The organism is Streptomyces sp. NPDC031121 (assembly GCF_055570615.1).
Window position 1 is genome coordinate 158,757 of the sequence record NZ_JBVIGV010000007.1, and the last position, 21,144, is coordinate 179,900.

A 21,144-nucleotide genomic window follows, 5' to 3' on the forward strand; every position below is an offset into this window, starting at 1 on the left:
GCGGGCCCGGAACGGGAATTCGGGCCTTTCGGTGAACGAAGCGAAGCTAGCGCCAAGTTACTGAAGGGTCAACGCTGCGTACCTGATCCGAAGCGGTCGGCGCCGCGGCAGAGGGGCCGGCGCGGCGCCGGAGCGGGCAGTGGGGGCACACTCGGGGAAACGCCCCCCGGCGGCGCCGGGAGCGGGCGATCGGCGAGAATTCGCCGTTGCGCCGCAGGCGCGGCAAAAGCGCGAAGTGACTGGTCGGTAGCCGGAAATGCCGGACACCGCGGCAGCCGTGGGCAGCCGCGGTCGTCCGAAGGGAGACGGCCGGATTACATCGGGTCCATGGTCGCGCTTTCCGGACCGCTCTCCCGCTCGATCCGCTCGCGGATGCGCAGGGCCTCGTCGGCCAGGCGCCGGCGTACGTCCGGGTCGGTGGTGTGCTGCGCCGCCTGCTCCAGCTCCTCGGCCTTCTCGCGCATCCGCCGGGCGGGCGCGCCGGGCTGCTTCTCGTCGCTCATGGACATCCTCCTCGGGTGGGCGAGTCCTGCCCCCCCCACCCAACCAGCAACGGCGGCCCGCCGTCCGCCATCGGCCCCGGGACGCAGCCGTGTCGCGCCGAACCGGACGGCGTTCCGCGGCTGCGGTCGCACGGGCCGACCCGCCACCGGCACCGCTCGCATGCGGTGTCCTCGGAGGGCGCCCGTCCCCGGGCCCGCAGCACGGGTTCAGGCCGCCCCGCCTCCGGCCGCCCCGCCGTCCGCCCCCGCCCCCGGCACGGCCGGCGGCCCGGCCTGGGCGCGCCTGACCTCCGTGAGGTAGTCCAGCGCCTGCCGCCCGGGCACGGCCGCGAGGAGCCGGTCCTCGTGCGACCCGCGGCGCGCCTCGTTCCGGGCGTTGACGAGCGCCTCCGCCCGCAGCACCAGCAGCGCCGCGAACCCGAGCACGACCACCAGCCACCAGGGGGCGTCGGCCAGCACGCCCGCTCCCGCGGCCGCCAGGCCGCCGACGGAGGGGAAGGCACGTGTCACGGTCGCGGGCAGGCTCATGGGAACTCCTCGGTCGGCAGCGGTTCTTCCGGACTTCGCAACAGGCCGTACAGACGGCGCCGCGATGGCCAAGATGGGTGGGTCGAAGCGGGACGCGGACGCCCCGCGCAGCGCATCGCGGACTGCCGCGGTGCCTGCGCCGGCCGGCCCCGACGGGCCCCGGCGACCACCGTTCTACGGCCCGCCGCACCCCGGCGGCCAGGCCTTCCGGGCAGCGGTGAACGAAGGAACGGCAATGAACGGCAATGAACGGCTCGTGAAAGAGGAGAGCGGATGACAGGACGTGCCGGCCCGCGGCCCCGGGGGCCGCAGCGCCCCGATCCGGCCGCGGCAGCACCCGGGCTGCGGGTGTGGGCCGAACTGATGCGCCGTGTCCACGACGAGCTGTACGAGCCGCGGGAGCCGTCCGACCGCCCCACGGTCACGGCCCTCGCCAGGGCCGCCAACCTCAGCCCGCCCTACGTGTCCGAGTCCTTCTCCGGCAAGCGGCGCCCCCTCCTGGTGCCGTTCCTGTCCATGGTCACCGCGCTCGGCGGCGACCCCCGCACATGGGAGCCGCGCTGGCACCGCGCCTGGGCGGAACAGGACCCCGCCCCCGGCGAGGACCAGGCAGCCGAAGGGGCGCCGGCGACCCGTACCGCGGCACCGGCCGCCCCGCCCGCGCCCCTGCCCGGCGTCGACGACGAGGACGACCCGGCCCCCGCCGCCCAGGCGGAGCCCGCGGCCCCCGGCGAGGCCCCCGCCGCGGACCTGCGCCGCTACCCCCTGCGCCGGCTCCTGCGGGCCGGCGCGGCCTGGGTCCTCGCGGTCCTCGCCTGGCCGGCCCGCTCCCGCAGGGACGCGTACGCGGCACAGCTGCGCCGAAGGCTCGTCAAGCAGGTCAGGGACAGGGCGGCCGTCGACCTGGGGCGCGCCGAGGCACACCACTACCTCACCCCGCGGTTCGCGATCCTCACCGCGCCGGATCCCCACCCCGGCCAACCCGGCCGCGCCCGCCGGTCCAGACGGGCGAGGCGGGCCGAGCCCGTGGCCGTGCCCGCGGGGGCGACCACCGTCCGCGCGCTCTACGAGGACACCGACGACCTGGTGGTGCTGGGCCGGCCCGGCATGGGCAAGACCACGCAACTCGCCGCGCTCGCCCACCGGCTGGCCGTGGAGGCGCTCGACACACCCGACGACCGGGGAGGCGGGCACGTCCCCGTCTACCTGCGGCTGGACACGTACCGGGGCGAACCCGTCGAGGAATGGCTCGCCGCGGCCATGGGCCAGCAGTACCGGGGCGTCTCGGGCGTCCTCGTGCGCACCTGGCTGCGCGAGCACCGGCTGCTCCCCGTCCTGGACGGACTGGACGAGGTACCCGAACCGGAACGGAGCAGGTGCGTGGCCGAACTCCGGCGGCTGCGCCGCTCCTGCCCCGGGATGGCGGTCGGCTGCCGCACGGACGAGGCCGACCTGCGCCGCCTCGCGCAGGACCTGCGCGCGCTGCGCTACGTCGAGGTGCTGCCCCCGTCCCGCCGGGACGTCCAGGACTTCCTCGCCGCCGACCGGGACGCCCTCGCCGACGTGCACGCCGCGCTGGAGGGCGATCCGGACCTGTGGCCGCTGTTCCAGTCGCCGATGATGCTGAACTTCATCCGCCTCACCTACCGCAACCGGCCGGCCGACGACCTGCGCGCACCGGGCAGCCTCGTCGAGCGCCGCGGCCGCATCTTCGACGCCTACACCCGCGAATGCCTGCGGCGCGACCGCCCCCGCCCGGACGGGGACCCGGAGCGCACGCTGGCCTGGCTGGCCTCCCTCGCACGGATGCTCACCGCGCGCAAGGAGCACGTGCTGTACCTGGACCGGCTGGACCTGGGCTGGCTGTCCCCCGTGGAGCAGATCCTGCCGCGGATCGTCCCGAACGTCGTGATGGCGGCGACGGCCCTGGGACTGCCCGTGCTGTGGCTGGCGGCGGCCGTCCGCGCCGGGATGCTGGACACGAGCGTGCGGGACGCGGCGGCGCTCGCCGCGGCGATGGCCGTGAACGTGGCGGCCCAGGCGTACCAGTCGGAGAAGCACCACCTCGGCAGCGACGGCCCCCGCGTGGAGCAGCGCGGAGCAGTCGCCCTGCCGATGATGGCCAACGTGCCCGCGATGTTCCTCATCCTGTGCTGGCTCGTCTTCGTGGAGGCCGACCTGACCGCTCCCGGCTGCTGGATCGTCGGGCTCGCCTACGCGTGGGTGGCCGCCACCCAGCTCGAAGCCTCGTTCACGCCCGTGTTCCAGCCCGTGGAGCAGATGCGGTGGACGTGGTTCCGGCAGGAGCTGATGATCTACTCGTCGCCGCTGAAGTACCACCTCACGCGCGGGCTGCTGTCCGGGTTCGTCTGGGTGGCGCTCGTCTGCCTGCTCGGGTACGTCGTCCTGCTGCTGTGCCCGCAGCCCTCGTGGATCGCGCCGGCCGCGGCGGTCTTCGTCGGCCTCCTGTACGCCTTCGGCAACCAGTTCGAGCCCTCGCTGCAGGACCGCCGCCCCCGCCCGAACGAGGGCGTCCGCCGCTCCGTCCGCTTCTGCCTGGTCCACGGCTTCGCGGGCCTGGCCGTGGCCGGCCTCGGCCTGCTCGCCCTGATCGCGGCGGCCGCCCCCGGCGGGGACGCGCTGCGGAGAGCCGCGTTCGCCGCGTCCCTGCTCGGCGCGCTGTTCGCGGTGATCCGAGGCTTCCGGTTCGGCGGCCTGGCCGTCCTACGCCACTGGACGATCCGCGCGGTGCTCGCGCAGCGCGGCCGCACCCCGTACCGCTACCGGCGCTTCCTCGACACGGCGGAGCAGCGCGTCCTCCTCCACCGCACCGACAGCGGCTACTTCTTCCCGCACCGGCTGCTCCAACTCCACCTGGCCGCCGCTCCGGAGGACCTCCTCCCCAGGGTCCTGGCCCCGCCGCCGTGAGCGGAGCCGGAACCGGGGGGTCCGGAGCCGCCTGCGTCACCTGCGCCAGAACAGGTGGTGCACCACCCCGCTCGGGCTCGGGACGGTCTCCAGGTGGAAGCGGTCGAGGAGATCCCGCGGGGAGTCCCACAGCCGCAGCCCCGAGCCCAGCTCCACCGGCGAGACCGCCACGTGCAGGGTGTCGACGAGGTCGGCGTCCAGGAACTCGCGGATCGTGCGCACTCCGCCGCCGAGCCGCACGTCCTTGCCCTGCGCGGCCTTCCGGGCCAGGTCGAGGACGGCCGCCGGCTCACCGGACACGAAATGGAAGGTGGTGTCCGAGAGGGTGAACGAGGGCCGCGGGTGGTGGGTCAGCACGAACACCGGCGTCCGGAACGGCGGCTCGTCCCCCCACCAGCCCCGCCACTCGTGGTCCTGCCAGGGCCCGCGCTGCGGCCCGAACTTGTTGCGGCCCATGATCTCGGCGCCGATGTTGTGGGTGAAGTCCCGGGTGAAGTAGTCGTCCAGGCCCCGGCTGCCGCCCGGCTCGGTGCGGTTCGGCCAGCTCGCCGTGGCGCCGGCCCAGGCGAACATCCTCCCCGGGTCGACGTGCCCGAAGGGCCGCTCCAGGCTCTGGTCCTCCCCGGCGCCGATCCCGTCGCCCGACACGGTGAAGTTCTGGACCCTCAGCAGTTGGGCCATGTGCACGTCCTCCTCGGCTGGTCGGCAGTGTGCCGTCAGGCCGTTCCGGGCGCCGCACCCCGTCGGTGCGGCCGCGGCAAGGCCCGGACCCGGGCCCGGGTCCGGCCCGGGCCGGCCGCCAGTCTGGCAGGGACGGCGCGCACCGCCCGGAAACGGCGCGGGACCGACCCGGGGAAACGGAATTGAACGCGTTCAGAGCTGTGGCAGTATGAAGCCTGCGGCGCGAACCGGACGGGCGACCGCGTCCGCCCGGCGTGCCGGGGGAGGGGACCCAGCCGTGGAATCCGCAGAACCGGTGCCGAGGCGCTCCTACGGCCGCGTCCTGGTCGTCTCGACGGCGGTCCTGTTCCTGGAGGCGCTGCTCGCGGCCGTGCTCGGAGTGCTGTACGTCCTGACCCGGGAGCCGCTGCGCATCGGCCGGACCGCCGACGCCCTGGCATCCGTCCTCGCCGTCTCCCAGCTCGTCCTCGTCGCGGCGTTCCTGCTGTCGCTCGTCGCCGTCCTGCCCGCCGTGGCGCTCGCCGACCTCCTCGGACGCGTCTTCGGCGGCCGCTGCGCGTGGCCCTGGGCCGTGGCCGTGCCCGCGGCACTGACCGCTCCCGCGGCCACGACCGGCCCCCTGGCGGCCTGGGCGGCGGCCACGGCCGTCCTGTCCGCCGCCGCCCTCATCTGCCGGCTGCGGCGGGAAGGGCTGTTCGGCCTGGTCGTGCTACGGGGCAGCGCGCTCGTGGCGGGCATCGGACTCCTCGGCTCCCTCGCCCTCCGGACCGACATCGTGCCGAGATACCGGCCGCCGCTGCTCACCGCCGCGTCCGCGGCGGGGACCTGGTCGGACGGCAGGGGCGGAACCGTCACCCTCGCCGCCGACGGCACCGCCACCGCCTCCGCGGTCAAGTACTTCCGGACCGGCGAGGACTCAAGCTGGGGACGCGGCTGCTCGGGCCCCGGCACCTGGACCCTCACCCCCGGGCGGCGCAACACCTGGGGCCAGCGCGTCCACATCCGCATCCCGGGGTGCCCGCTGCCCGCGTGGCGGGTCGCCGGCAGCCCGGAGCGCCCGGAGCTGTACCACCACGTCGGCGACCCGGACGACGGCGACCTGTACGAGCTGCGCAGGAGCCGGTGACCGCCACCGGCGCGGTGCGGCCCCGGACGACGGCCGCCCCGAAGCCGCCCAGGGGGAGTCCACCCCGCCGGCGTCCCGTCCATGGGTGCAGCCGTTCGCAGCGACGCACATGGGAGTGATCCGGGCCGCGGCGCGGCCACCCGCCCGCGGCACGACCGTTGTACCGGCTGTCTGCCCGGACCCTCCCGCCACAGGAGCAACACGTGACCCGCACTTCGCTGTCCGCCGCCGCACCCGGTCTGCTACGCCGCACCCTCGGTGAACAGCGCATCGGCCTGGTTGCCTGGAGGCTGCTCGTCCTGCAGACCGCGCACCCCGCCGTCGCGGCCGGCACCGCCCGGTACTCCACCTACCGGGCGCACCCCTGGCGGCGCATGCAGCACACCATGGACAGCGGCGCCCGCCTGTTCTTCGCCTGCCCCGAGGACCGCGAGCGCGAGGCCGCCCGGCTGGCGCGCACCCACCGGCGCATCCGCGGCACCGACGACACCGGACGGCCCTACGCCGCCGAGGACCCCGACGTCCGCGCCTGGGTCATGGTGACCCTGTACGAGTCCATGACCGCCATGCGCGAACTCTCCGGCGACCCCCTCACCCCCGCCGAACTCGACACCTTGTACGCGGAGTTCAAGGACGTCTGCGCGGTCCTCGACATCCCCGGGGAGGCCCTCCCGCCGACCGCCGCCGACGTGCCGGCCCACGTCGACCGGACCGTCCGCGAGGTCCTCGAATACGGCGAACAGGTCCGCTACCTGCTCTTCGACATGCTCCGCGAGGCACCCGCACCCCGCCGCCTCGGGCGGCTGCGCCCCCTCTGGCCGCTGCTGCGCGCCGTCGCGGCCCGGACGCTCACCGCGCTCACCGTGGCCGACCTGCCGCCCGCCTGGCACGAGCGCTTCGGCACGCCCCGCACCCGCAGCGCCGCGGCCCTCTCCTGGGCCGTGCACCGCGGCATGCGGCTGGTCATGACCCGCCTGCCCGACCGCGTACGGTACCGGCACCACTCCGCAGGCGACACCGGCGGACGCCCCGCCGGCCGGGCCCGCCCCCGCCGCGAGCCTGCCCTGCGCCTGCCGCGGCCGCGCGCCGCCGACTCCCGGCCGGCCCGCCTGGAGGCCTTCTTCCGCCAGGTCCTCGACCAGACCGGCGACGGACGAGTCGACTCCGCCGACCTCCAGGCGATGGTCCACAACGTGTGCTGGCAGCTGGAGCTTCCCGCCGAGCGGGAGGACGTCCTCTACGCCGCGTTCGAGGCATGGTGGCGGCACCTGCGCGCGGGCATGGACGCGGACGGCGACGGCGGGGTGGACTGCGCGGAGTTCGTCACCGCCATGCTGACGGGACTCGACCGGGACCCGGACTACCTGGAGCAGGGCCTCGGCCCGGCGATGCGCGCCCTGTTCCGCGCCGCCGACACCGACGGCAGCGGCCACCTGTGCGCGGACGAGTACCGCACCCTGTTCGGCGGGAAGCGCATCCACCCGGCCGAACTCAACCACGGCTTCCGCCAGCTCGACGCGGACGGCGACGGCCGCATCGCCGAAGCCGAGTTCGTCGCCGCGTTCACCGACTTCTTCACGGCCCGCACGGACTCCGCGGCCGGAACGGCCCTCCTCGGCCGGCCCTGAGGCACCCCGCGCACCGGCCCGCGCACCGGCCGTCCCGCGGCCCGCGCCCTCAGCGCGCCGTGCGGGCCCGGATCTCGTCCGCCGTCAGGTAGGCGTCGGTCTGCTCGAACTCCCGCAGCGTGGCGGGCCGGCGCTCCTGGAAGCCGGTCCGCACGAAGTCGTCGCCCGCCACCGCGTTGAGCAGCCAGTTCGTCAGGACGCGGGTCTTCGCGACGTTCGTCCGCAGCGCCGCCCAGTGGTAGCCGCGCGCCACCAGCTGCGCCGGCAGGCCGCGCAGCGGCACCCCCAGCGGCTTCGACACGGCGTCCGCGCCGCCGAGGTCCACGACGAGCCCCAGATCGCGGTGCCGGTACGGGCGCAGCGGCTGCCCGCGCAGGGCGGCGATCACGTTGTCCGCGGCGGTGCGGCCCTGCCGGGAAGCGTGCTGCGCGGTCGGCGGGCAGACGGCCCCCTCGGCGTCCTGTGCGAGGTCGGGCACGGCGGCGGCGTCCCCCAGCGCGAACACCCCGGGCGCCCCCGGGACGGCCATGTCGGGGGTGACGACGAGCCGCCCCCGCTCCGTGGGCGTCCCGAGGGTCGCGACCAGCGGGCTCGCCGCTACCCCGGCCGTCCAGATCAGCGTCCGGGTGGGCAGGACGCGCCCGTCGGACAGCGTCACCTCCGTGGCGCCGGCCTTGGCGACGCTCACCCCGAGGGAGACCTCGATGCCGCGGCGGCGCAGCACGTCCATCGCGGCGCGCCCCAGGGCGCCGCCCAGCTCCGGCATCAGCCGCGGGGCCAGGTCCACCAGGTGCCAGCTGATCTGCCGGGCCTCCAGGCGCGGGTAGCGCTTGACGGCGTGCGTGGTCAGGCGCTGCAGGCAGGCGGCCGTCTCGGTGCCCGCGTACCCGCCGCCCACCACGACGAAGCGCAGCCGGCCGTCCTGCTCGGCGGGGTCGCCGCACGCGTCCGCCAGGTCGAGCTGCGCGATGACGTGGTCGCGCAGGTACGCGGCCTCGGCGAGGGTCTTCATGCCCCGCGCGTGCTCGGCGAGCCCGGGGATGTCGAAGGTCCGGGTGACGCTGCCGGGGGCCAGGACCAGGTGGTCGTACCGCTGGTCGGTGAGGTCCCCCGTGATCGTGCGCACGACGCACACCTTCGCCGCCGGGTCCACGCCGACCGCGGTGCCGGGCAGGATGCGCGTGCGGTGGCGCTCGCTGCGCCGCAGCGACACGGCCACCGACTGCGGGGTCAGCACCCCTGAGGCGACCTGCGGCAGCAGCGGCAGGTACAGCTGGTACGAGTTCGGGGTGACGACCGTGATGTCCGCTTCCCCGGGCGCGCGCCGGCGCTCCAGCCGGCGCACGCACTCGACGCCGGCGAAGCCGGCACCGACCACGAGGATCCTCGGTCGAGCCATGGTGTCTTTCCTTCGGGAGGGGTGGGGCGGGGGAGTGGCGAGCGGCCTGCGCGGTGCGCCGGCCGCGGGTCAGATGCCGAGGTTGGCCAGGTTGGCGCCGACGGTCCGCAGCGCGGCGGAGACGGACGGATGCCGCGCCTCGAAACGCAGGGCGGCCTCCTCCAGCGACTCTGCCAGCCCGGGGTCGTCCCGCGCCCCGTCCCGGCCGGCCCGGTCCAGGAGCCGCCGCAACTCCTCGCGCTCCGCCGTGGCGAGCCCGTGCTCGCCGGTCGCCGCGAGCCGCGCGCGCAGCGCGTCCAGGTGGTGGTCCGCCGACCGGTTCGGCATGGTGCCTCCTCGTCGCTGGTCGTCCCCGCCGTTCGCGGGACGGATACGGGCCGGTTGCCCCGTTCGCGCGCCCGTACGCGCCCCACCGGCCGGCGCGGTCACACGGGCGGCCGGTCCCCGCCGCCGGCCCCGGCTGCCCCGGTGCCCCCGCGGGGGCGGAAGCCGGGCAGGCGGTGCCACCAGTGCCGGCGGCACGGATGCACCGCCCGGCTCATCCGGCGGCCCGCGAGGAGGAATCCGAGCAGTGCCCCCGCGGTGTTGAGGATCACGTCGTCGACGTCGAATGCGCGCCCCGTGACCAGGGCGCCCTGCACCAGCTCCACCAGGGCCATCACGACGGCCGTCACCGCGGCGACCCGCAGCAGGCCGCGCGTCTGCGGCAGCATCACCGGCAGCAGCAGGCCGAACGGCACGCCGAGCAGCAGGTTTCCGCCGAGCTGCCGCGCGGCGTCCCGGGCGGACGCCTGCTCCAGGTACAGCCGGATCGAGGCGCCCGGATGCACGTTGCTGTGCACGAGGCCCGCCGAAGCGGCCGACGGCTCCAGCGTCACCCGGGCCAGGGCCAGGCTGAACACCACCGTCCCGGCGAACGCGGCCAGCACCGCGAGCGCCCGCACGACCCGGCGCCGCCCCGGCTCCGCCCCCGGCGGTGGACCCGGACGGTCCGGCCTGCCCGCCCGCAGCCGTAAACCGGTGGGTTTCCTGCGCATCTCCATGACGGACTCCTTCCGGGGGCTCCTCAGGCTCGGCCGGTCGTGTACCCCGCGACGCACCGCCGATGCGGCGCCGCGGGCGGCAGGAGGGCCGGCCACCGGCACGCCGCCGGCGGCACGGGGCGAACAGGCACGCGGGTGGCTGCCGTACGGATTCCGCGTGCCCGGGGACGGCGGTCCGAGCGCCGTGGCCGGGGGCTTGCCGGGAGGCGGCCCCCGCCCGCCCGGGGAGGAGGGCGGGGCGGGGCGCAGCCCGTGTGCCGTGCGGATCCCGTTCGGCAGCCGGGTCTTCCCCTCGGTGCCCGTGATGCCGACGGGCCCTGGGCCGCTGGTGAGCACGTGCACGGCCCAGGCCCGGCGGGGCCTTGCCGGAGTCCGGGTGCACGCCCCGCCGTCCACGCGTGTGACCCGTCCCCGCACCGCCAAACCCCGCCCGCCCTGAATCCCCGTCACCCGGCGCCCCCGGCCCCGCGCATGGCCGCGACGCATGAACCGGCGGCGCGGAAGCAGACGACACCCATGGAATGCACGCTGTACGACGAACGGACCGGCCGCACCGACTCCGTGCGGTGCGGCCTCGGGGACGACGCCTGCCAGGTGGTCCTCAAGGAACTGCGCGAGCTGGAACCGCACCGCTTCGGCTGGGTGCGCCTCGACGACCCAACCGAGGCCGAACTCGCGGGCCTCGCCGCCGAGCTGGGCCTGCACCCCCTGGCCGTCGAGGACGCCCTGCACCCGCAGCAGCGCCCCAAGGGCGAGTCCTTCGGCGACGTGCTGGCCATCGCCCTGAAGACCCTGTGGTACGTCCCCCGGGGCAACGCCGTCGAGACGGGCCAGCTCATGCTCTTCGCCGGCCCCCGCTACGTCCTCACCGTCCGCCACGGCCCTGTCGACCCCGCCGCCGAAGCGGCCCGCCGCCTCGGCAGCGACCCGGCGCTGCTCCGATACGGCCCGCTCGCCGTCGTCCACGCCGTCCTCGACGTCGTCGTCGACGCCTACGGCGACGCCGCCGGCAAGGCCCGCGGGGCCCTGACCCGGCTGGAGGACAGCGTGTTCTCCGTCGACCGTACCGACGTCACCGAGGACATCTACTCGCTCAAGCGGGAGGTGCGCGAGTTCCGCGACGCGGTACAGCCGCTCGTCCCCGTCGTCCACGGCCTGCTGAACCGGGGCGAGGAGGCGTACCCCGCGCAGGCGCTGCCGTACCTCCGCGACGTCGCCGACCACCTCGCCCGCACCGACACCGAGGTCCGCACCCTCGACGAACTGCTGAACGCCGTCCTCGACGCCCAGCAGGCACGGGTGTCGTCCTGGCAGAACGACGACATGCGGCGCATCTCCGCCTGGGCCGCCATCTTCGCCGTGCCCACCATGGTCGCGGGCGTGTACGGGATGAACTTCCGGCACATGCCCGAACTGGGCTGGAGCTACGGCTACCCCCTCGCCCTCGGCCTGATGGCGGGCGCATCCGGGCTGCTGTACCGCGCCTTCCGCCGCAACGGGTGGCTGTAGCGGTCGGGCGGGCGCGAGGTCACCAGCCGAGTTCGGTGTACACGCGGCCCGCGCGGATGCCGTCGATCGCGGCGCGCGTGTACGGGACGACCCGCTCCGGGAGGGCGTCGGCGGGCCACCAGTCCCAGGACAGGCACCGGTCGGGCTCCCGCACCTCCGGCGTGCCCGTCCAGGCGCGGGCGCGGAAGACGAGCTGCATGCGGGGCCGGTCGTCGGGCCCGTCCACGACGTGCACGACGTGGACGAGTTCCGCGTCGGCGGGGTCGATCCCGAGCCCGGCCTCCTCCTCCGCCTCGCGCACCAGGCAGGCGACGGCGGACTCCCGCTCGCAGTGCCCGGCGAGGAAGTGGTGCGTGTTGCCTGCGAACGCCGAGTCGGGATGGCGCAGCCCGAGCAGGACGCGGCCGTCCCGCTCCAGGTAGAGGTGGACACCGACGACGTTCAGGACACCGCGGGAGTCGAGCGCGGCGACCACGCGCGGCTCATCGGAGGGGTTCACACAGGCTCCTCGGCAGGTCTCGGACGTACGGACGACAGGTGCCGGACGGACGTTCCGGTCCCGTCCGGCGGCTTCCGGCGAGCGGCCGACCAGTCTGGCACACGGGGATGCCGTGTTCCGGGCGTCAGGCGAGGGCCAGGGCGTGGACGGTGACGACGGACACCACGGCGATGGCCGCCGCCGCGGCGAGTGCCGCCGCCACCGCCAGGACGGCGATGCCGGCGCGTTCGGCGCCGAGTCGGTGGTCTGCGGGCTTCCATTCACGCTGGTGCATGGGAACACCCTGCCGCACCGGATCGGCCTCGGCCTGAGTACGCGTACTCATCACCACGCCCGCGAGGGAGGGCCGGGACGCCGGGCGCATCCACGACCCGCCGCGTCCTCGTCGCGGCCTTCCTCGGTGCCGACCTCCACGAGGTCACCGGCCCCGCCGAGGTGTTCACGCCGGCCGGCATCCCGTTCGCCCGCGGCCCTGACCACCATCGCCGACCTCTTCGGGAAGGAGCCCCCACCGGCGTTGTCGGACCCGCCCGCTACGGTGCCGCCATGGCGAACTTCATACTGGTGGCAGGCGCATGGCTCGGCGGATGGGCGTGGGACGAGGTGGCGCCCGCACTGCGCCGGGCCGGCCACGGCGTGCACCCGTTGACGCTGTCCGGCCTGGCCGAGAAGCGGCACCTGCCCGTCGGGCGGCAGACCCACGTCCGCGATGTCGTCGACGAGGTCGAGCGCCTCGACCTGCACGATGTCGTGCTGGTCGGGCACAGCTACGCGGGCATCCCGGTCGGCCAGGCCGCCGGGCGGATCGGCGGCCGGCTGACCCGGGTCGTCTTCGTCGACTCCGACGTTCCGGCCGAGGGCGAGTCCTTCGTGTCCACGTGGTGGGAAGGCCCGGCGAAGCTGGAGGCCGCCATCGCCGCGGACGGCGGCTTCTGGGGGCCCGTCTCCGCCGCGGACTGCGCGGGCCAGGACCTCACGGACGAGCAGATCGCCCGGTTCACGTCCCGCGCGACCCCGCACCCGGGCGCCTCCCTGGCGGACCCCGCCGTGCTGGCCCGCCCGCTGGAGGAGCTGCCCGCGACGTACGTCAAGTGCCTCCTCGACGGCCCCGAGCCGACGGACGACGTGGCCCGACTGCTGGCCGGTCCGCGCTGGCGGTTGGTGGACATGGACACCGGCCACTGGCCGATGTTCTCGGAACCGGACGGACTGGCACGCCTCCTCCTCGAAGCGGCCGAGGCCTGATCCCTCCCGCAGGACCGCCGCCGCGGGCAGGGGGCCGGCGGCGGGCCCGGCGGCGGTCCTGCCGGTCAGTCGGCGGGCGGCGCGGCCGAGGCCGGCCGGGTCCGGTCCCCTGCCGGCTGTGCAAGGCGTTCCAGGACCCGGGTGCGGAGGAGCTCGTACTCCTCTCGGAGCCGGAACGGCTCCCCTCGCGGCGGCCGGGGTATGGCCGTGGCGCCCACGACGGTCTCCTCGGGGCCGAACTGCTCGCGCGTCAGGTCGACTTCGATGCCCGCGCCGAGGCGGTTCCACCAGTGGTAGTCGACCCGTTCGCCGCCGACGCGGACCTCGCCGCGGATCAGCTCGCCGCCCAGGAGGTCGTTGAGGACGAGGGCGGTCACCCCGCACTGGTCGCGGGCAGGGTTGTCCCCGGTCCACTGCGAACGGAACTCGGGGGTGCAGGTCTCGGCACTCCAACTGGCGCGGACGGCCCGTTCGATGTCGGTGAGAAGCAGCGGTGTCATCCCGCCAGTCTGTCGACCGCCACTGACAACGGGCCGTCACGGGCTCCCGGCCGGAAGCGAACAGACGTTCTCCGCTCACCGGGCGGATCGGGGACGGCGGGGCGGCGGAGGCCCGTGTTGCGGTGCGTGCCGGGTCGGCCGCCCGTCTACCCTTCGAGCCATCGTCCCCGAAGGAGCGGCACCCATGACCGATGCGGCGTTTATCGACCTCCGCCCACAGGCCCGGATCGTGGCGCGGCTCGCGGCGGACGTTCCGGACGACCGGCTCGCCGACCCGACGCCCTGCCCCGGATACCGGGTCGGCGGCCTGCTCGGCCACCTCGCGGGGCTCGCGGCCGCCTTCCGCGACGCCGCCCGGAAGGACCTCGGCCCGACGACCGCCACCGCTCCCGGCCCGGGCTCCGTGCCCGCCCTGCCCGCGGACTGGCGGGAGGAACTTCCCCGTGCACTGGCCGAGATGGCCGTGGCCTGGCGGGACCCGGCCGCCTGGACCGGCACGACCCGCGCGGGAGGCGTCGAGCTTCCCGGCGGCGTCGCGGGGGCCGTCGCCACCGACGAGCTGGTGATCCACGGCTGGGACCTGGCCCGGGCCGCCGGCCTGCCCTACGACCCGGACCCGGCCGCGCTGCACGCCTCGTACGCCTTCCTCAGCGCGGCCGCCGAGGAGGGCGAGGCCGGCAGGGAGGGCGTCTTCGGGCCCGTCGTCCCCGTAACCGACGACGCGCCGCTGCTCGACCGGGCGGTCGGGCTGAGCGGACGCGACCCCCGCTGGACGCCGCCGCAAGCCCCCTGAGCCGCCCGGATCACCCCCCCGGCACCCGCACGTTGTTGGTCGATACGGGGGCCCTTCACCCGCTTGTTCGTGTCATCTGCCAGTGCAGCGGCGCGACTCGGCCGCAGCAGACTTCTGCCGACGCCGCGCCCGGCCCTCCACCGCACTCCGCGGCGGCCCGGTGCGGCCTGCGGACGGGACGAACCACAGAGGGGGCGCACGTGAGCGTGCAGCAGCAGTACGACGGCATCGGCGAGGCGTTCGAGGGCTTCAAGTCCCTGCCGCTGATCCGCTACGGGGAGGTGCCGAGCTTCCTCGGCATGGTCGGTGACGTCAGCGGCAGGTCCGTCCTCGACGTGGCGTGCGGAACCGGCTTCTACAGCCGCGAGTTCAAGCGCCGCGGCGCCGCCGACGTGTTCGGTGTGGACATCTCCGGCGAGATGATCGCCGCCGCGCGGCGGATCGAGGAGCAGGACCCGCTGGGCGTGCGCTACGAGGTGGGCGACGCCGCCGAACTGAGGCAGTCGGAGCGGCCGTTCGACATCGCCGTGGCGGTGCAGTGCCTCAACTACGCCTCCGGCATCGCGGAGATGGAGCGCATGTGCCGCAACATCCACCGCAACCTGGTGCCGGGCGGCAAGTTCTTCGTGTTCGCGCAGAAGCCCGACTACCGCTTCGACTGCCCGACCCTGGACACGTACGGCTTCCGCTGCGAGCCGACGGGCGAGGAGCGGGAGGCCGGCCCGCTCGTACGGGTCACCGCGCTCCTCGACCCGGAGCCGATCAGCATCCTCGGCACGGTCCCGCGCCGCGAGGTCTACGAGGAGTGCCTGCGGCGGGCCGGGTTCAGCGGCCTCGAGTGGGTGCCGCTGCACGTGTCCGAGGAGGGCGTCAGCGCGTACGGCGCGGACTTCTGGGCCGACGTCCTCGCGCACCCGCCGCTGGAGATGCTCCGCTGCCGGGCCTGACCGGCGGACCCCGGCCGCGGCTCGCGGCAGGGGCCGCGGCCGGGTGCCGGGGCCTTGGGGGGGGCGACGCCCGCCTCCGCGGCCGCCGGAGCAGCCCGCGATCCGGGTCCGGTGACCACCCCGCCGGATCCGGGGCGCCCCGGGGGGTGTCCGCGGCCCGTTTCCGGGGACACGCCGAGCGTGAGCGGCCGCGGCGCGCGCACTCGCGCGGCGGCCCGGACTGCATGGACGAAGGGAGCCGACCGATGACCGACCCCCAGGGCAAGGCCCGCAAGGACGAACTCAACAGGCGGCGCCGGCAGGAACAGGAACAGGAGCGCGAGCGGGCCCACGCGCACAAGCCCGGCCCCTCCCGCGATGCGCGGACGGAGAACCAGCCGCGCCCGCAGGACGGGCCACATGCCCGCAGGGAACACGACGGCTGAATCCGGCGGGGACTACCCGGCCCCCTCACCGTCGACGGGGACGCCCAAGCGGTCGGCCACCGAGGTCAAGGCCGCGCCCAGGGGGAGCGCGACCCGCGTGACGGCGTGCGGGTCGCCGCGGGTGGCGTCCCGGTTCACGATCAGCACCGGCTTGCCGGCCGCGGCCGCCTGGCGGACGAACCGCAACCCAGACATCACCGTCAGCGAGGAACCGAGGACCAGCAGCGCGTCCGCCCGGTCGACCAGCGCCCGGCAGTGCTCGACCCGCGATCGGGGCACGGCCTCGCCGAAGAACACCACGTCCGGCTTGAGGACGCCCCCGCACCGTGCGCAGGGCACGACCCGGAAGCCGGCGACCTGCTCGTCGGTGAGGTCGGCGTCACCGTCCGGGTTCATGGCGGCGGCCACCGGCGCGAACCCCGGATTGGCCTCCTCCAGCCGCCGGGCCAGCTCGCGCCGCGGCGTGGAGGCGTTGCAGGACAGGCAGACGACCCGGTCGAGGCCGCCGTGCAGCTCGACCACCCCCTCACTGCCGGCGGCCTGGTGCAGGCCGTCCACGTTCTGGGTGATCACGCCCGCGAGCAGCCCGTGCCGCCCGAACGCCGCCACGGCCCGGTGCCCGGCATTCGGCCGCGCCCGGCCGAACGTACGCCAGCCGAGGTGGCTGCGCGCCCAGTACCGGCGCCGCGCCTGTGCGCCCGAGACGAAGTCCTGGTACGTCATCGGAGTGTGCCGGGTGAGGCTGCCGCCCTCGCCGCGGTAGTCGGGGATGCCCGACTCCGTGGACAGGCCCGCCCCGCTGAGCACCAGCACGCCGCCCGCGCCCAGGGCGTCGACGACCGGCCCCGTGTCGGCGGTGCCGGGCGGCAGGTCCCCGGCGGGGGTCCAGCTCAGGGTAGGACGCATACGCATGCCGCCAGGCTACGCACCCCGGCGCCCGTGCGGGGTCCGGTAGCGTCCGGCTCATGATCAGTCTCGATGCGCTCGTCCGTCTCTGCCCGCCGCCCGCCGAGCTGCGTCACGCGGTGGACTGGGCGGAGGCCGAGCGCGCCCTCGGCACTGCTCTGCCCGCCGACTACAAGCAGCTCGTCGACACGTACGGCGACGGGGTCTTCGACGAGGCGGTCTGGCTGCTCGTCCCCGGCTCCCCCCACGCCGACTGCGACCTGATCGCGCAGGCCGCGGAGCGGGACGAGATCCTGGACGGCCTGTGGGAGTTCGAAGCCAAGCCCGCAGGCCTGGAGGAGGCGGGGGCCAGGGTGCTGCCGTGGGCGTACGAGGAGGGGACCGGGGCGTTCCTCTACTGGCTGGTCCGGCCCGGCCGGCATCCCGACGAGTGGACCGTCCTGTACAACGAGGGCCGCGGCCCCCTCTGGGAGCCCCACGCCACCGGCTGCGTGCCCTTCCTCCTGGCGGTCCTCGGCGGAACGGCCGGAACGGCCTACTTCGGCTACCTCCACGAGGGCGCGGAGCCGCCCCAGCACCGCTTCACCCCAGCCGGCGAAGCCCTCGACCAGGCCACCCCGCGATGACCCCGGTCGCGCCCCCGACCCCTGACCGGCCCGGGCCGCGAGCTCCCTCCCCTGCACTGCGAGGCCGAACGCCCTGCGATCATGGCGGCATGACGGCGACACCCGACTCCGACCGGCCACCGGCGGTCGACGCGGAACTCCTGATCGACCACCTACGGGCCGTGGACGACACCGAGGCGACCGCAGCCGTTCGCTGCATGCGCGGGCCGGTCCGCCTCGGCGCGCGGTTCCGCCTCATCCGCGACACCGCGGCGGCGATCGACCTGGAGCTGGCCCGGATCCTCTTCTACGGGCGCCCGGTCGACGCACTGGATCCCGCCTACACGGCCCTCGTCACCCTTCGCGGCGCAGGAACCACTGTGCTCACCCCGGGCGACGACACCAGCGGCCGGTACACCATCCAGGGCACCAACCCGGCGCCATGACGACGCCACCCACAAAACGGGCACCGGTCGCTCCATGACCGTGGCCGGCGGTCCGCGATCCGGGTCTGCGTGGGACCATCTCGGTATGCGCCTGGTAGCTGACGGAGCCACGCCGATCTCGCGGGCGGTGCTGGTGAAGGATTTGACGACCGACGACGGATACGCGTTCGAGCTCGCCGGCGCGCTCTTCCTCGCTGCCGGTGACCGAGTCGGCTTCGAAGGCGGCGCGCTTGTCGTCGCCCGGGCCGCAGGAGAGCGACTGTCGGTGTCCGGCAACTGGTCCACGCGGTGCGGACCGGGATCCTTGCGCAGCCGGTAGGGACCGTCCTCCGCGGCGCGGCGCGGCACGGCCGGTGGTGGCGGGGCGGGGGGCGTCGCCGCGGATCACTGCGGGGGCAGGCCCATCGAGATCATCACCGAGGGGTTCGCCGTGGGCTCCACGCCGGATCGGGCACGTTCTCAGCGTTCCGGCCGGGCGCGCTGGCCCGCCAGGGTGGCGGACAGGGCCGGGGCGAGGCCGGTGACGAGCTCGTCCGGGGTCAGGGCGGCGATCGGGGGGAGTGCCAGGAGGTAGCGGGTCAGGGCGAGGCCCAGGAGTTGGGCGGCGACCAGGCCGGCCGCGCGGGCGGCCCGCTCCGGGCCGAGGGCCGCCGCCAGGGCGGGCGCGACCTGGGTGGCGAACACCTCCCGCATGCGGGCCGCGGCCTGCTCGTTCGTCACGGCGGAGCGCAGCAGGACCAGCAGGGTGTCGTCCGCGGGGTCGCCCTCCCACCGCTCCACGAAGTGCCGCACCAGCGTGGCCGGCAGCTGCTCGGCCGGCACCGCGCCCAGGTCGGGCAGGCGCAGGTCGACCGCGAGGGCGGCGTCGAACAGCTGCTCCTTGCTGCCGAAGTACCGCATGACCATCGAGGGGTCGATCCCCGCGTCGGCGGCGACGGCGCGGATCGTCGTGCGCTCGTACCCGTGGGCGGCGAAGTGTTCCCGCGCGGCCCTCAGGATCGCGGTCTTGGTCTGGTCGGAGCGTCGCGGCGGCGTCATGCCAACAAGCGTAGGCCAACAACTGTTGACAAGCCAGTCGCGCTGGCGCACTCTCATGTCAACAGATGTTGGCCAACGGGTGTTGGCCCGCCGGAGGAGGTCCGCCATGACCAGCACCGCCGCACTGCCCTCCCGCACCGAGGTGGCCGTCGTCGGCGCCGGGCCGACGGGGCTCGCCCTCGCCGTGACCCTGGCCGAGGCCGGCGTCGACTTCGTCCTCCTCGACCGGCAGGCCGAGGGCGCCAACACCTCCCGCGCCGCAGTCGTGCACGCCCGCACCCTGGAGGTCTTCGACGAGCTCGACCCGAGCGGCGCCCTCTCCGCCGACCTCGTCGCCCGCGGCATCCCGGTCTCGCGCTTCCGGATCCGCGACGGCGCCCGCCCGCTCGCCGCCGTCGACTTCGACGGCCTGCCGACGGCGCACCCGTACGCGCTGATGGTCCCGCAGTACGAGACCGAGGCTGTCCTGCTGAGCCGCCTGCGCGCCCTCGGCCGGGACGTCCACCGCCCCCACGAGGTCGTCTCCGTCACCCAGGACGCCGACGGCGCCACCCTCACCACCGCCGCCGGCGAGACCCTGCGCGCCGCCTACGCGGTCGGCGCCGACGGGATGCACAGCACGGTCCGCACGGCCGCCGGCATCGGCTTCACGGGCGGCGCCTACGGCGAGTCCTTCGTCCTCGCCGACGTCGTCATGGACTGGGCCCCCGGGCCGCGCGAGGTCTCCCTCGCCTTCGGCGCCGCCGGCCTCACCGTCATCGCCCCGCTGCCCGGGGACGCCGGACGGGCCGCCGCCGGGCGCTACCGCATCGTGGCCACCGTCGCCGAGGCCCCGCCGTCGCCGGACCTGCCCTTCGTACGGGCCCTGCTGGACGAGCGCCTCCGAGGCGAGGCCCGCGTGCACGAACTCGTCTGGTCCTCCCGGTTCCGGATCCACCACCGCGTCGCCGACCGCTACCGCGCCGGGCGGCTGCTGCTCGCCGGGGACGCCGCACACGTGCACAGCCCGGCCGGCGGGCAGGGCATGAACACCGGCATCCAGGACGGCCACGCCCTCGGCCGCGCCCTGGCCGCCGGCGGCCTCGACGCGTACGAGGCCCGGCGCCGCCCCGTCGCCCGGCGCGTGGTGGCGCTCACCGACCGGATGACCCGCGTCGCGACCGCCCGCGGCCGGACGCCGCGCGCACTGCGCAACACCCTGCTGCCCGCCCTCCTCCGGATCCCCGCCCTCCGCCACCGGCTCGCCCGCGAACTGGCCGAACTCGACTACCGCTGACCCGCCGCCCCGGAAGGCGCAACGGCCGGCCGCGGTGAGCGCGGCCGGCCGGAGCGGCGTGGAGCGGGAGCGGGCTTCAGGAAGCGTTCGCGCGCGCGGAGCCCGTGCTCGTGCCGGTCGGGTTGCCGAGGAAGCAGGTGACCGTGCGGTCGCCCAGCGCCCAACTCGCCGCCTGCGGGTAGTAGTAGAACACCTCGAGCGACTTCGGCAGCTTCGCGGCGTCACGGCCCACGTAGTCCGTCAGCGCCTTGCCGCCGCACTTCTCGTCGGCGCTCGCGACGATCTTGTCCGCCCCCGGGAACGTGCTGCCCTCCAGAGTGATCACGGCGTACACCTCGCCCTCGTGGGGCTGGTCGCACGACACCGTCCGCACCGACTGGCGGGCCTCGGTGCCCCCCTCCTCGGTCTTCGCCAGGTCGTCCTCGGTGTTGAAGCAGTCGCCCGTGCGGATGTCCTCCACGTCCCTGCGTCGCTCGCGCGGGCTCGGGCCGGTGCTTGCGCCGGGGCCGGCGCTCCGCTCCGGCACGGTGACCGCCCCGCCGGTGTCGCGCCGCGGCGCCGATTCCTCGTCCAGGGCGCCGGAGATCCCGAGGGCGAGCATGATCGCGTAGAAAGCGATCGTCGCTCCGTGGATGGCGATCGCCGCGATCGCCAGCCCCTTGCCCTTCTCGCCGTTCCTGCGGATCTGCGAGAGGGCGACGAAGCCCAGGATCAGCGGAACGAACGGGAGCGCACAGACCACCGACATCACGAACGCCACGATGGCGGCCACGTTCGTCCTCTGCGGCTGCGGCGCGTACCAGCCCTGCGGACCGCCGTACGGGGACCCCTGCCCGGGCAGTCCGGGCTGCCCCGGCTGACCGGGCCCGCCGTACGGGCCCTGCGGCGGGTACGGCTGCTGGTACGGGCCCTGCGGCGGCTGCGGGGGTATAGACATGCGCGTGGTGCTCCTCGAAAGTGGGCAAGGCCAACAGCCGGGCGGGAACACCGCCGGGTGGGGGACTGGTGGGCGGATGATGTTCGACCAGCCGCGCCCCAGTATCACCCGTCCGCAGACCGGCTCCCGCCGCATTACCGGCCACGGCCCGGCCCGTCGCCGCCCCGGCCCCGCCCCTGCCG

24 protein-coding genes are annotated in these 21,144 nt (G+C 75.4%); 12 read left to right on the forward strand and 12 right to left on the reverse strand.

The window, feature by feature from the left end; genetic code table 11:
* Positions 1-314: 314 nt before the first annotated feature.
* Both ACZ462_RS14860 and ACZ462_RS14865 read right to left on the reverse strand, forming a co-directional pair.
* Entirely contained in the window at positions 315-503 is a 189-nt protein-coding gene (locus tag ACZ462_RS14860; RefSeq protein WP_467806403.1) for a DUF6381 family protein, read from the reverse strand.
* A gap of 207 nt (positions 504-710) precedes the next feature.
* A complete protein-coding gene (locus tag ACZ462_RS14865; protein WP_467806402.1) occupies positions 711-1,031 on the reverse strand; it encodes a hypothetical protein in 321 nt (106 codons plus the stop codon).
* Positions 1,032-1,304: 273 nt separating this feature from the next.
* Between ACZ462_RS14865 and ACZ462_RS14870 the strand changes: the two genes are divergently transcribed.
* Positions 1,305-3,959, forward strand: a complete 2,655-nt coding sequence (locus ACZ462_RS14870) for an NACHT domain-containing protein (protein ID WP_467806401.1) — start codon at positions 1,305-1,307, stop codon at positions 3,957-3,959.
* A gap of 36 nt (positions 3,960-3,995) precedes the next feature.
* Here ACZ462_RS14870 and ACZ462_RS14875 read toward each other — a convergent pair whose 3' ends face one another.
* Complete coding sequence (locus tag ACZ462_RS14875) at positions 3,996-4,640, reverse strand: dihydrofolate reductase family protein (protein WP_467806399.1); 645 nt, start codon at positions 4,638-4,640, stop codon at positions 3,996-3,998.
* A 277-nt stretch (positions 4,641-4,917) separates the two neighbouring features.
* Between ACZ462_RS14875 and ACZ462_RS14880 the strand changes: the two genes are divergently transcribed.
* Together ACZ462_RS14880 and ACZ462_RS14885 are read left to right on the forward strand one after the other, a co-directional pair.
* Positions 4,918-5,766 (forward strand): hypothetical protein, encoded by an 849-nt coding sequence (locus tag ACZ462_RS14880; protein WP_467806398.1) that lies wholly within the window; start codon positions 4,918-4,920, stop codon positions 5,764-5,766.
* 203 nt (positions 5,767-5,969) lie between these two features.
* Positions 5,970-7,394, forward strand: coding sequence for an oxygenase MpaB family protein (locus tag ACZ462_RS14885; protein ID WP_467806397.1), 1,425 nt, complete (start codon positions 5,970-5,972; stop codon positions 7,392-7,394).
* Between the two features lie 49 nt (positions 7,395-7,443).
* Here the strand turns inward: ACZ462_RS14885 and ACZ462_RS14890 are convergent, their stop codons facing one another.
* The 3 genes from ACZ462_RS14890 to ACZ462_RS14900 all read right to left on the reverse strand — a co-directional run bounded on the left by ACZ462_RS14890 (position 7,444) and on the right by ACZ462_RS14900 (position 9,836).
* Positions 7,444-8,793: an NAD(P)/FAD-dependent oxidoreductase gene (locus ACZ462_RS14890; RefSeq protein ID WP_467806395.1), complete on the reverse strand. Its 1,350-nt coding sequence runs from the start codon at positions 8,791-8,793 to the stop codon at positions 7,444-7,446.
* A 69-nt stretch (positions 8,794-8,862) separates the two neighbouring features.
* Positions 8,863-9,120: a DUF4404 family protein gene (locus ACZ462_RS14895; RefSeq protein ID WP_467806394.1), complete on the reverse strand. Its 258-nt coding sequence runs from the start codon at positions 9,118-9,120 to the stop codon at positions 8,863-8,865.
* Positions 9,121-9,218: 98 nt separating this feature from the next.
* Positions 9,219-9,836, reverse strand: a complete 618-nt coding sequence (locus ACZ462_RS14900; RefSeq protein WP_468142775.1) for a VanZ family protein — start codon at positions 9,834-9,836, stop codon at positions 9,219-9,221.
* A gap of 516 nt (positions 9,837-10,352) precedes the next feature.
* Here ACZ462_RS14900 and ACZ462_RS14905 point away from each other — a divergent pair.
* On the forward strand, positions 10,353-11,345 hold the full coding sequence (locus ACZ462_RS14905) for a magnesium and cobalt transport protein CorA (protein WP_467806392.1): 993 nt from the start codon (positions 10,353-10,355) through the stop codon (positions 11,343-11,345).
* 19 nt (positions 11,346-11,364) lie between these two features.
* On the opposite strand, the gene ACZ462_RS14910 is transcribed toward ACZ462_RS14905, so the two are convergent.
* Both ACZ462_RS14910 and ACZ462_RS14915 read right to left on the reverse strand, forming a co-directional pair.
* Positions 11,365-11,844 (reverse strand): NUDIX hydrolase, encoded by a 480-nt coding sequence (locus tag ACZ462_RS14910; RefSeq protein ID WP_467806391.1) that lies wholly within the window; start codon positions 11,842-11,844, stop codon positions 11,365-11,367.
* 124 nt (positions 11,845-11,968) lie between these two features.
* Positions 11,969-12,118, reverse strand: coding sequence for a hypothetical protein (locus ACZ462_RS14915; protein WP_467806390.1), 150 nt, complete (start codon positions 12,116-12,118; stop codon positions 11,969-11,971).
* Between the two features lie 272 nt (positions 12,119-12,390).
* Here ACZ462_RS14915 and ACZ462_RS14920 point away from each other — a divergent pair, with 272 nt between their 5' ends.
* Positions 12,391-13,089 (forward strand): alpha/beta fold hydrolase, encoded by a 699-nt coding sequence (locus ACZ462_RS14920; RefSeq protein WP_467806389.1) that lies wholly within the window; start codon positions 12,391-12,393, stop codon positions 13,087-13,089.
* 65 nt (positions 13,090-13,154) lie between these two features.
* Here the strand turns inward: ACZ462_RS14920 and ACZ462_RS14925 are convergent, their stop codons facing one another.
* Positions 13,155-13,589, reverse strand: coding sequence for a YunG family protein (locus ACZ462_RS14925; protein WP_467806388.1), 435 nt, complete (start codon positions 13,587-13,589; stop codon positions 13,155-13,157).
* Positions 13,590-13,773: 184 nt separating this feature from the next.
* Between ACZ462_RS14925 and ACZ462_RS14930 the strand changes: the two genes are divergently transcribed.
* The 3 genes from ACZ462_RS14930 to ACZ462_RS14940 all read left to right on the forward strand — a co-directional run bounded on the left by ACZ462_RS14930 (position 13,774) and on the right by ACZ462_RS14940 (position 15,754).
* A complete protein-coding gene (locus tag ACZ462_RS14930) occupies positions 13,774-14,382 on the forward strand; it encodes a TIGR03086 family metal-binding protein (protein ID WP_467806387.1) in 609 nt (202 codons plus the stop codon).
* 200 nt (positions 14,383-14,582) lie between these two features.
* Positions 14,583-15,329, forward strand: a complete 747-nt coding sequence (locus tag ACZ462_RS14935) for a class I SAM-dependent methyltransferase (protein WP_467806386.1) — start codon at positions 14,583-14,585, stop codon at positions 15,327-15,329.
* Between the two features lie 245 nt (positions 15,330-15,574).
* Positions 15,575-15,754, forward strand: coding sequence for a hypothetical protein (locus tag ACZ462_RS14940; protein WP_467806385.1), 180 nt, complete (start codon positions 15,575-15,577; stop codon positions 15,752-15,754).
* Positions 15,755-15,766: 12 nt separating this feature from the next.
* Here the strand turns inward: ACZ462_RS14940 and ACZ462_RS14945 are convergent, their stop codons facing one another.
* Positions 15,767-16,666, reverse strand: coding sequence for an NAD-dependent protein deacetylase (locus tag ACZ462_RS14945; RefSeq protein ID WP_467806383.1), 900 nt, complete (start codon positions 16,664-16,666; stop codon positions 15,767-15,769).
* Positions 16,667-16,719: 53 nt separating this feature from the next.
* Here ACZ462_RS14945 and ACZ462_RS14950 point away from each other — a divergent pair, with 53 nt between their 5' ends.
* The 3 genes from ACZ462_RS14950 to ACZ462_RS14960 all read left to right on the forward strand — a co-directional run bounded on the left by ACZ462_RS14950 (position 16,720) and on the right by ACZ462_RS14960 (position 18,030).
* Positions 16,720-17,286 carry an SMI1/KNR4 family protein gene (locus tag ACZ462_RS14950; protein WP_467806382.1) on the forward strand — a complete coding sequence of 189 codons (567 nt, stop codon included), beginning with the start codon at positions 16,720-16,722 and terminating at the stop codon, positions 17,284-17,286.
* Positions 17,287-17,375: 89 nt separating this feature from the next.
* The gene (locus ACZ462_RS14955; protein ID WP_467806381.1) at positions 17,376-17,711 is read left to right on the forward strand and encodes a hypothetical protein; all 336 of its coding nucleotides are present in this window, start codon (positions 17,376-17,378) and stop codon (positions 17,709-17,711) included.
* A gap of 85 nt (positions 17,712-17,796) precedes the next feature.
* Positions 17,797-18,030, forward strand: a complete 234-nt coding sequence (locus tag ACZ462_RS14960; protein WP_467806380.1) for a hypothetical protein — start codon at positions 17,797-17,799, stop codon at positions 18,028-18,030.
* 140 nt (positions 18,031-18,170) lie between these two features.
* Here the strand turns inward: ACZ462_RS14960 and ACZ462_RS14965 are convergent, their stop codons facing one another.
* Complete coding sequence (locus ACZ462_RS14965; protein ID WP_467806379.1) at positions 18,171-18,749, reverse strand: TetR/AcrR family transcriptional regulator; 579 nt, start codon at positions 18,747-18,749, stop codon at positions 18,171-18,173.
* Between the two features lie 106 nt (positions 18,750-18,855).
* Here ACZ462_RS14965 and ACZ462_RS14970 point away from each other — a divergent pair, with 106 nt between their 5' ends.
* Entirely contained in the window at positions 18,856-20,025 is a 1,170-nt protein-coding gene (locus ACZ462_RS14970; protein WP_467806377.1) for an FAD-dependent oxidoreductase, read from the forward strand.
* A 76-nt stretch (positions 20,026-20,101) separates the two neighbouring features.
* On the opposite strand, the gene ACZ462_RS14975 is transcribed toward ACZ462_RS14970, so the two are convergent.
* The gene (locus tag ACZ462_RS14975; protein ID WP_467806376.1) at positions 20,102-20,962 is read right to left on the reverse strand and encodes a DUF4190 domain-containing protein; all 861 of its coding nucleotides are present in this window, start codon (positions 20,960-20,962) and stop codon (positions 20,102-20,104) included.
* Positions 20,963-21,144 lie beyond the last annotated feature (182 nt).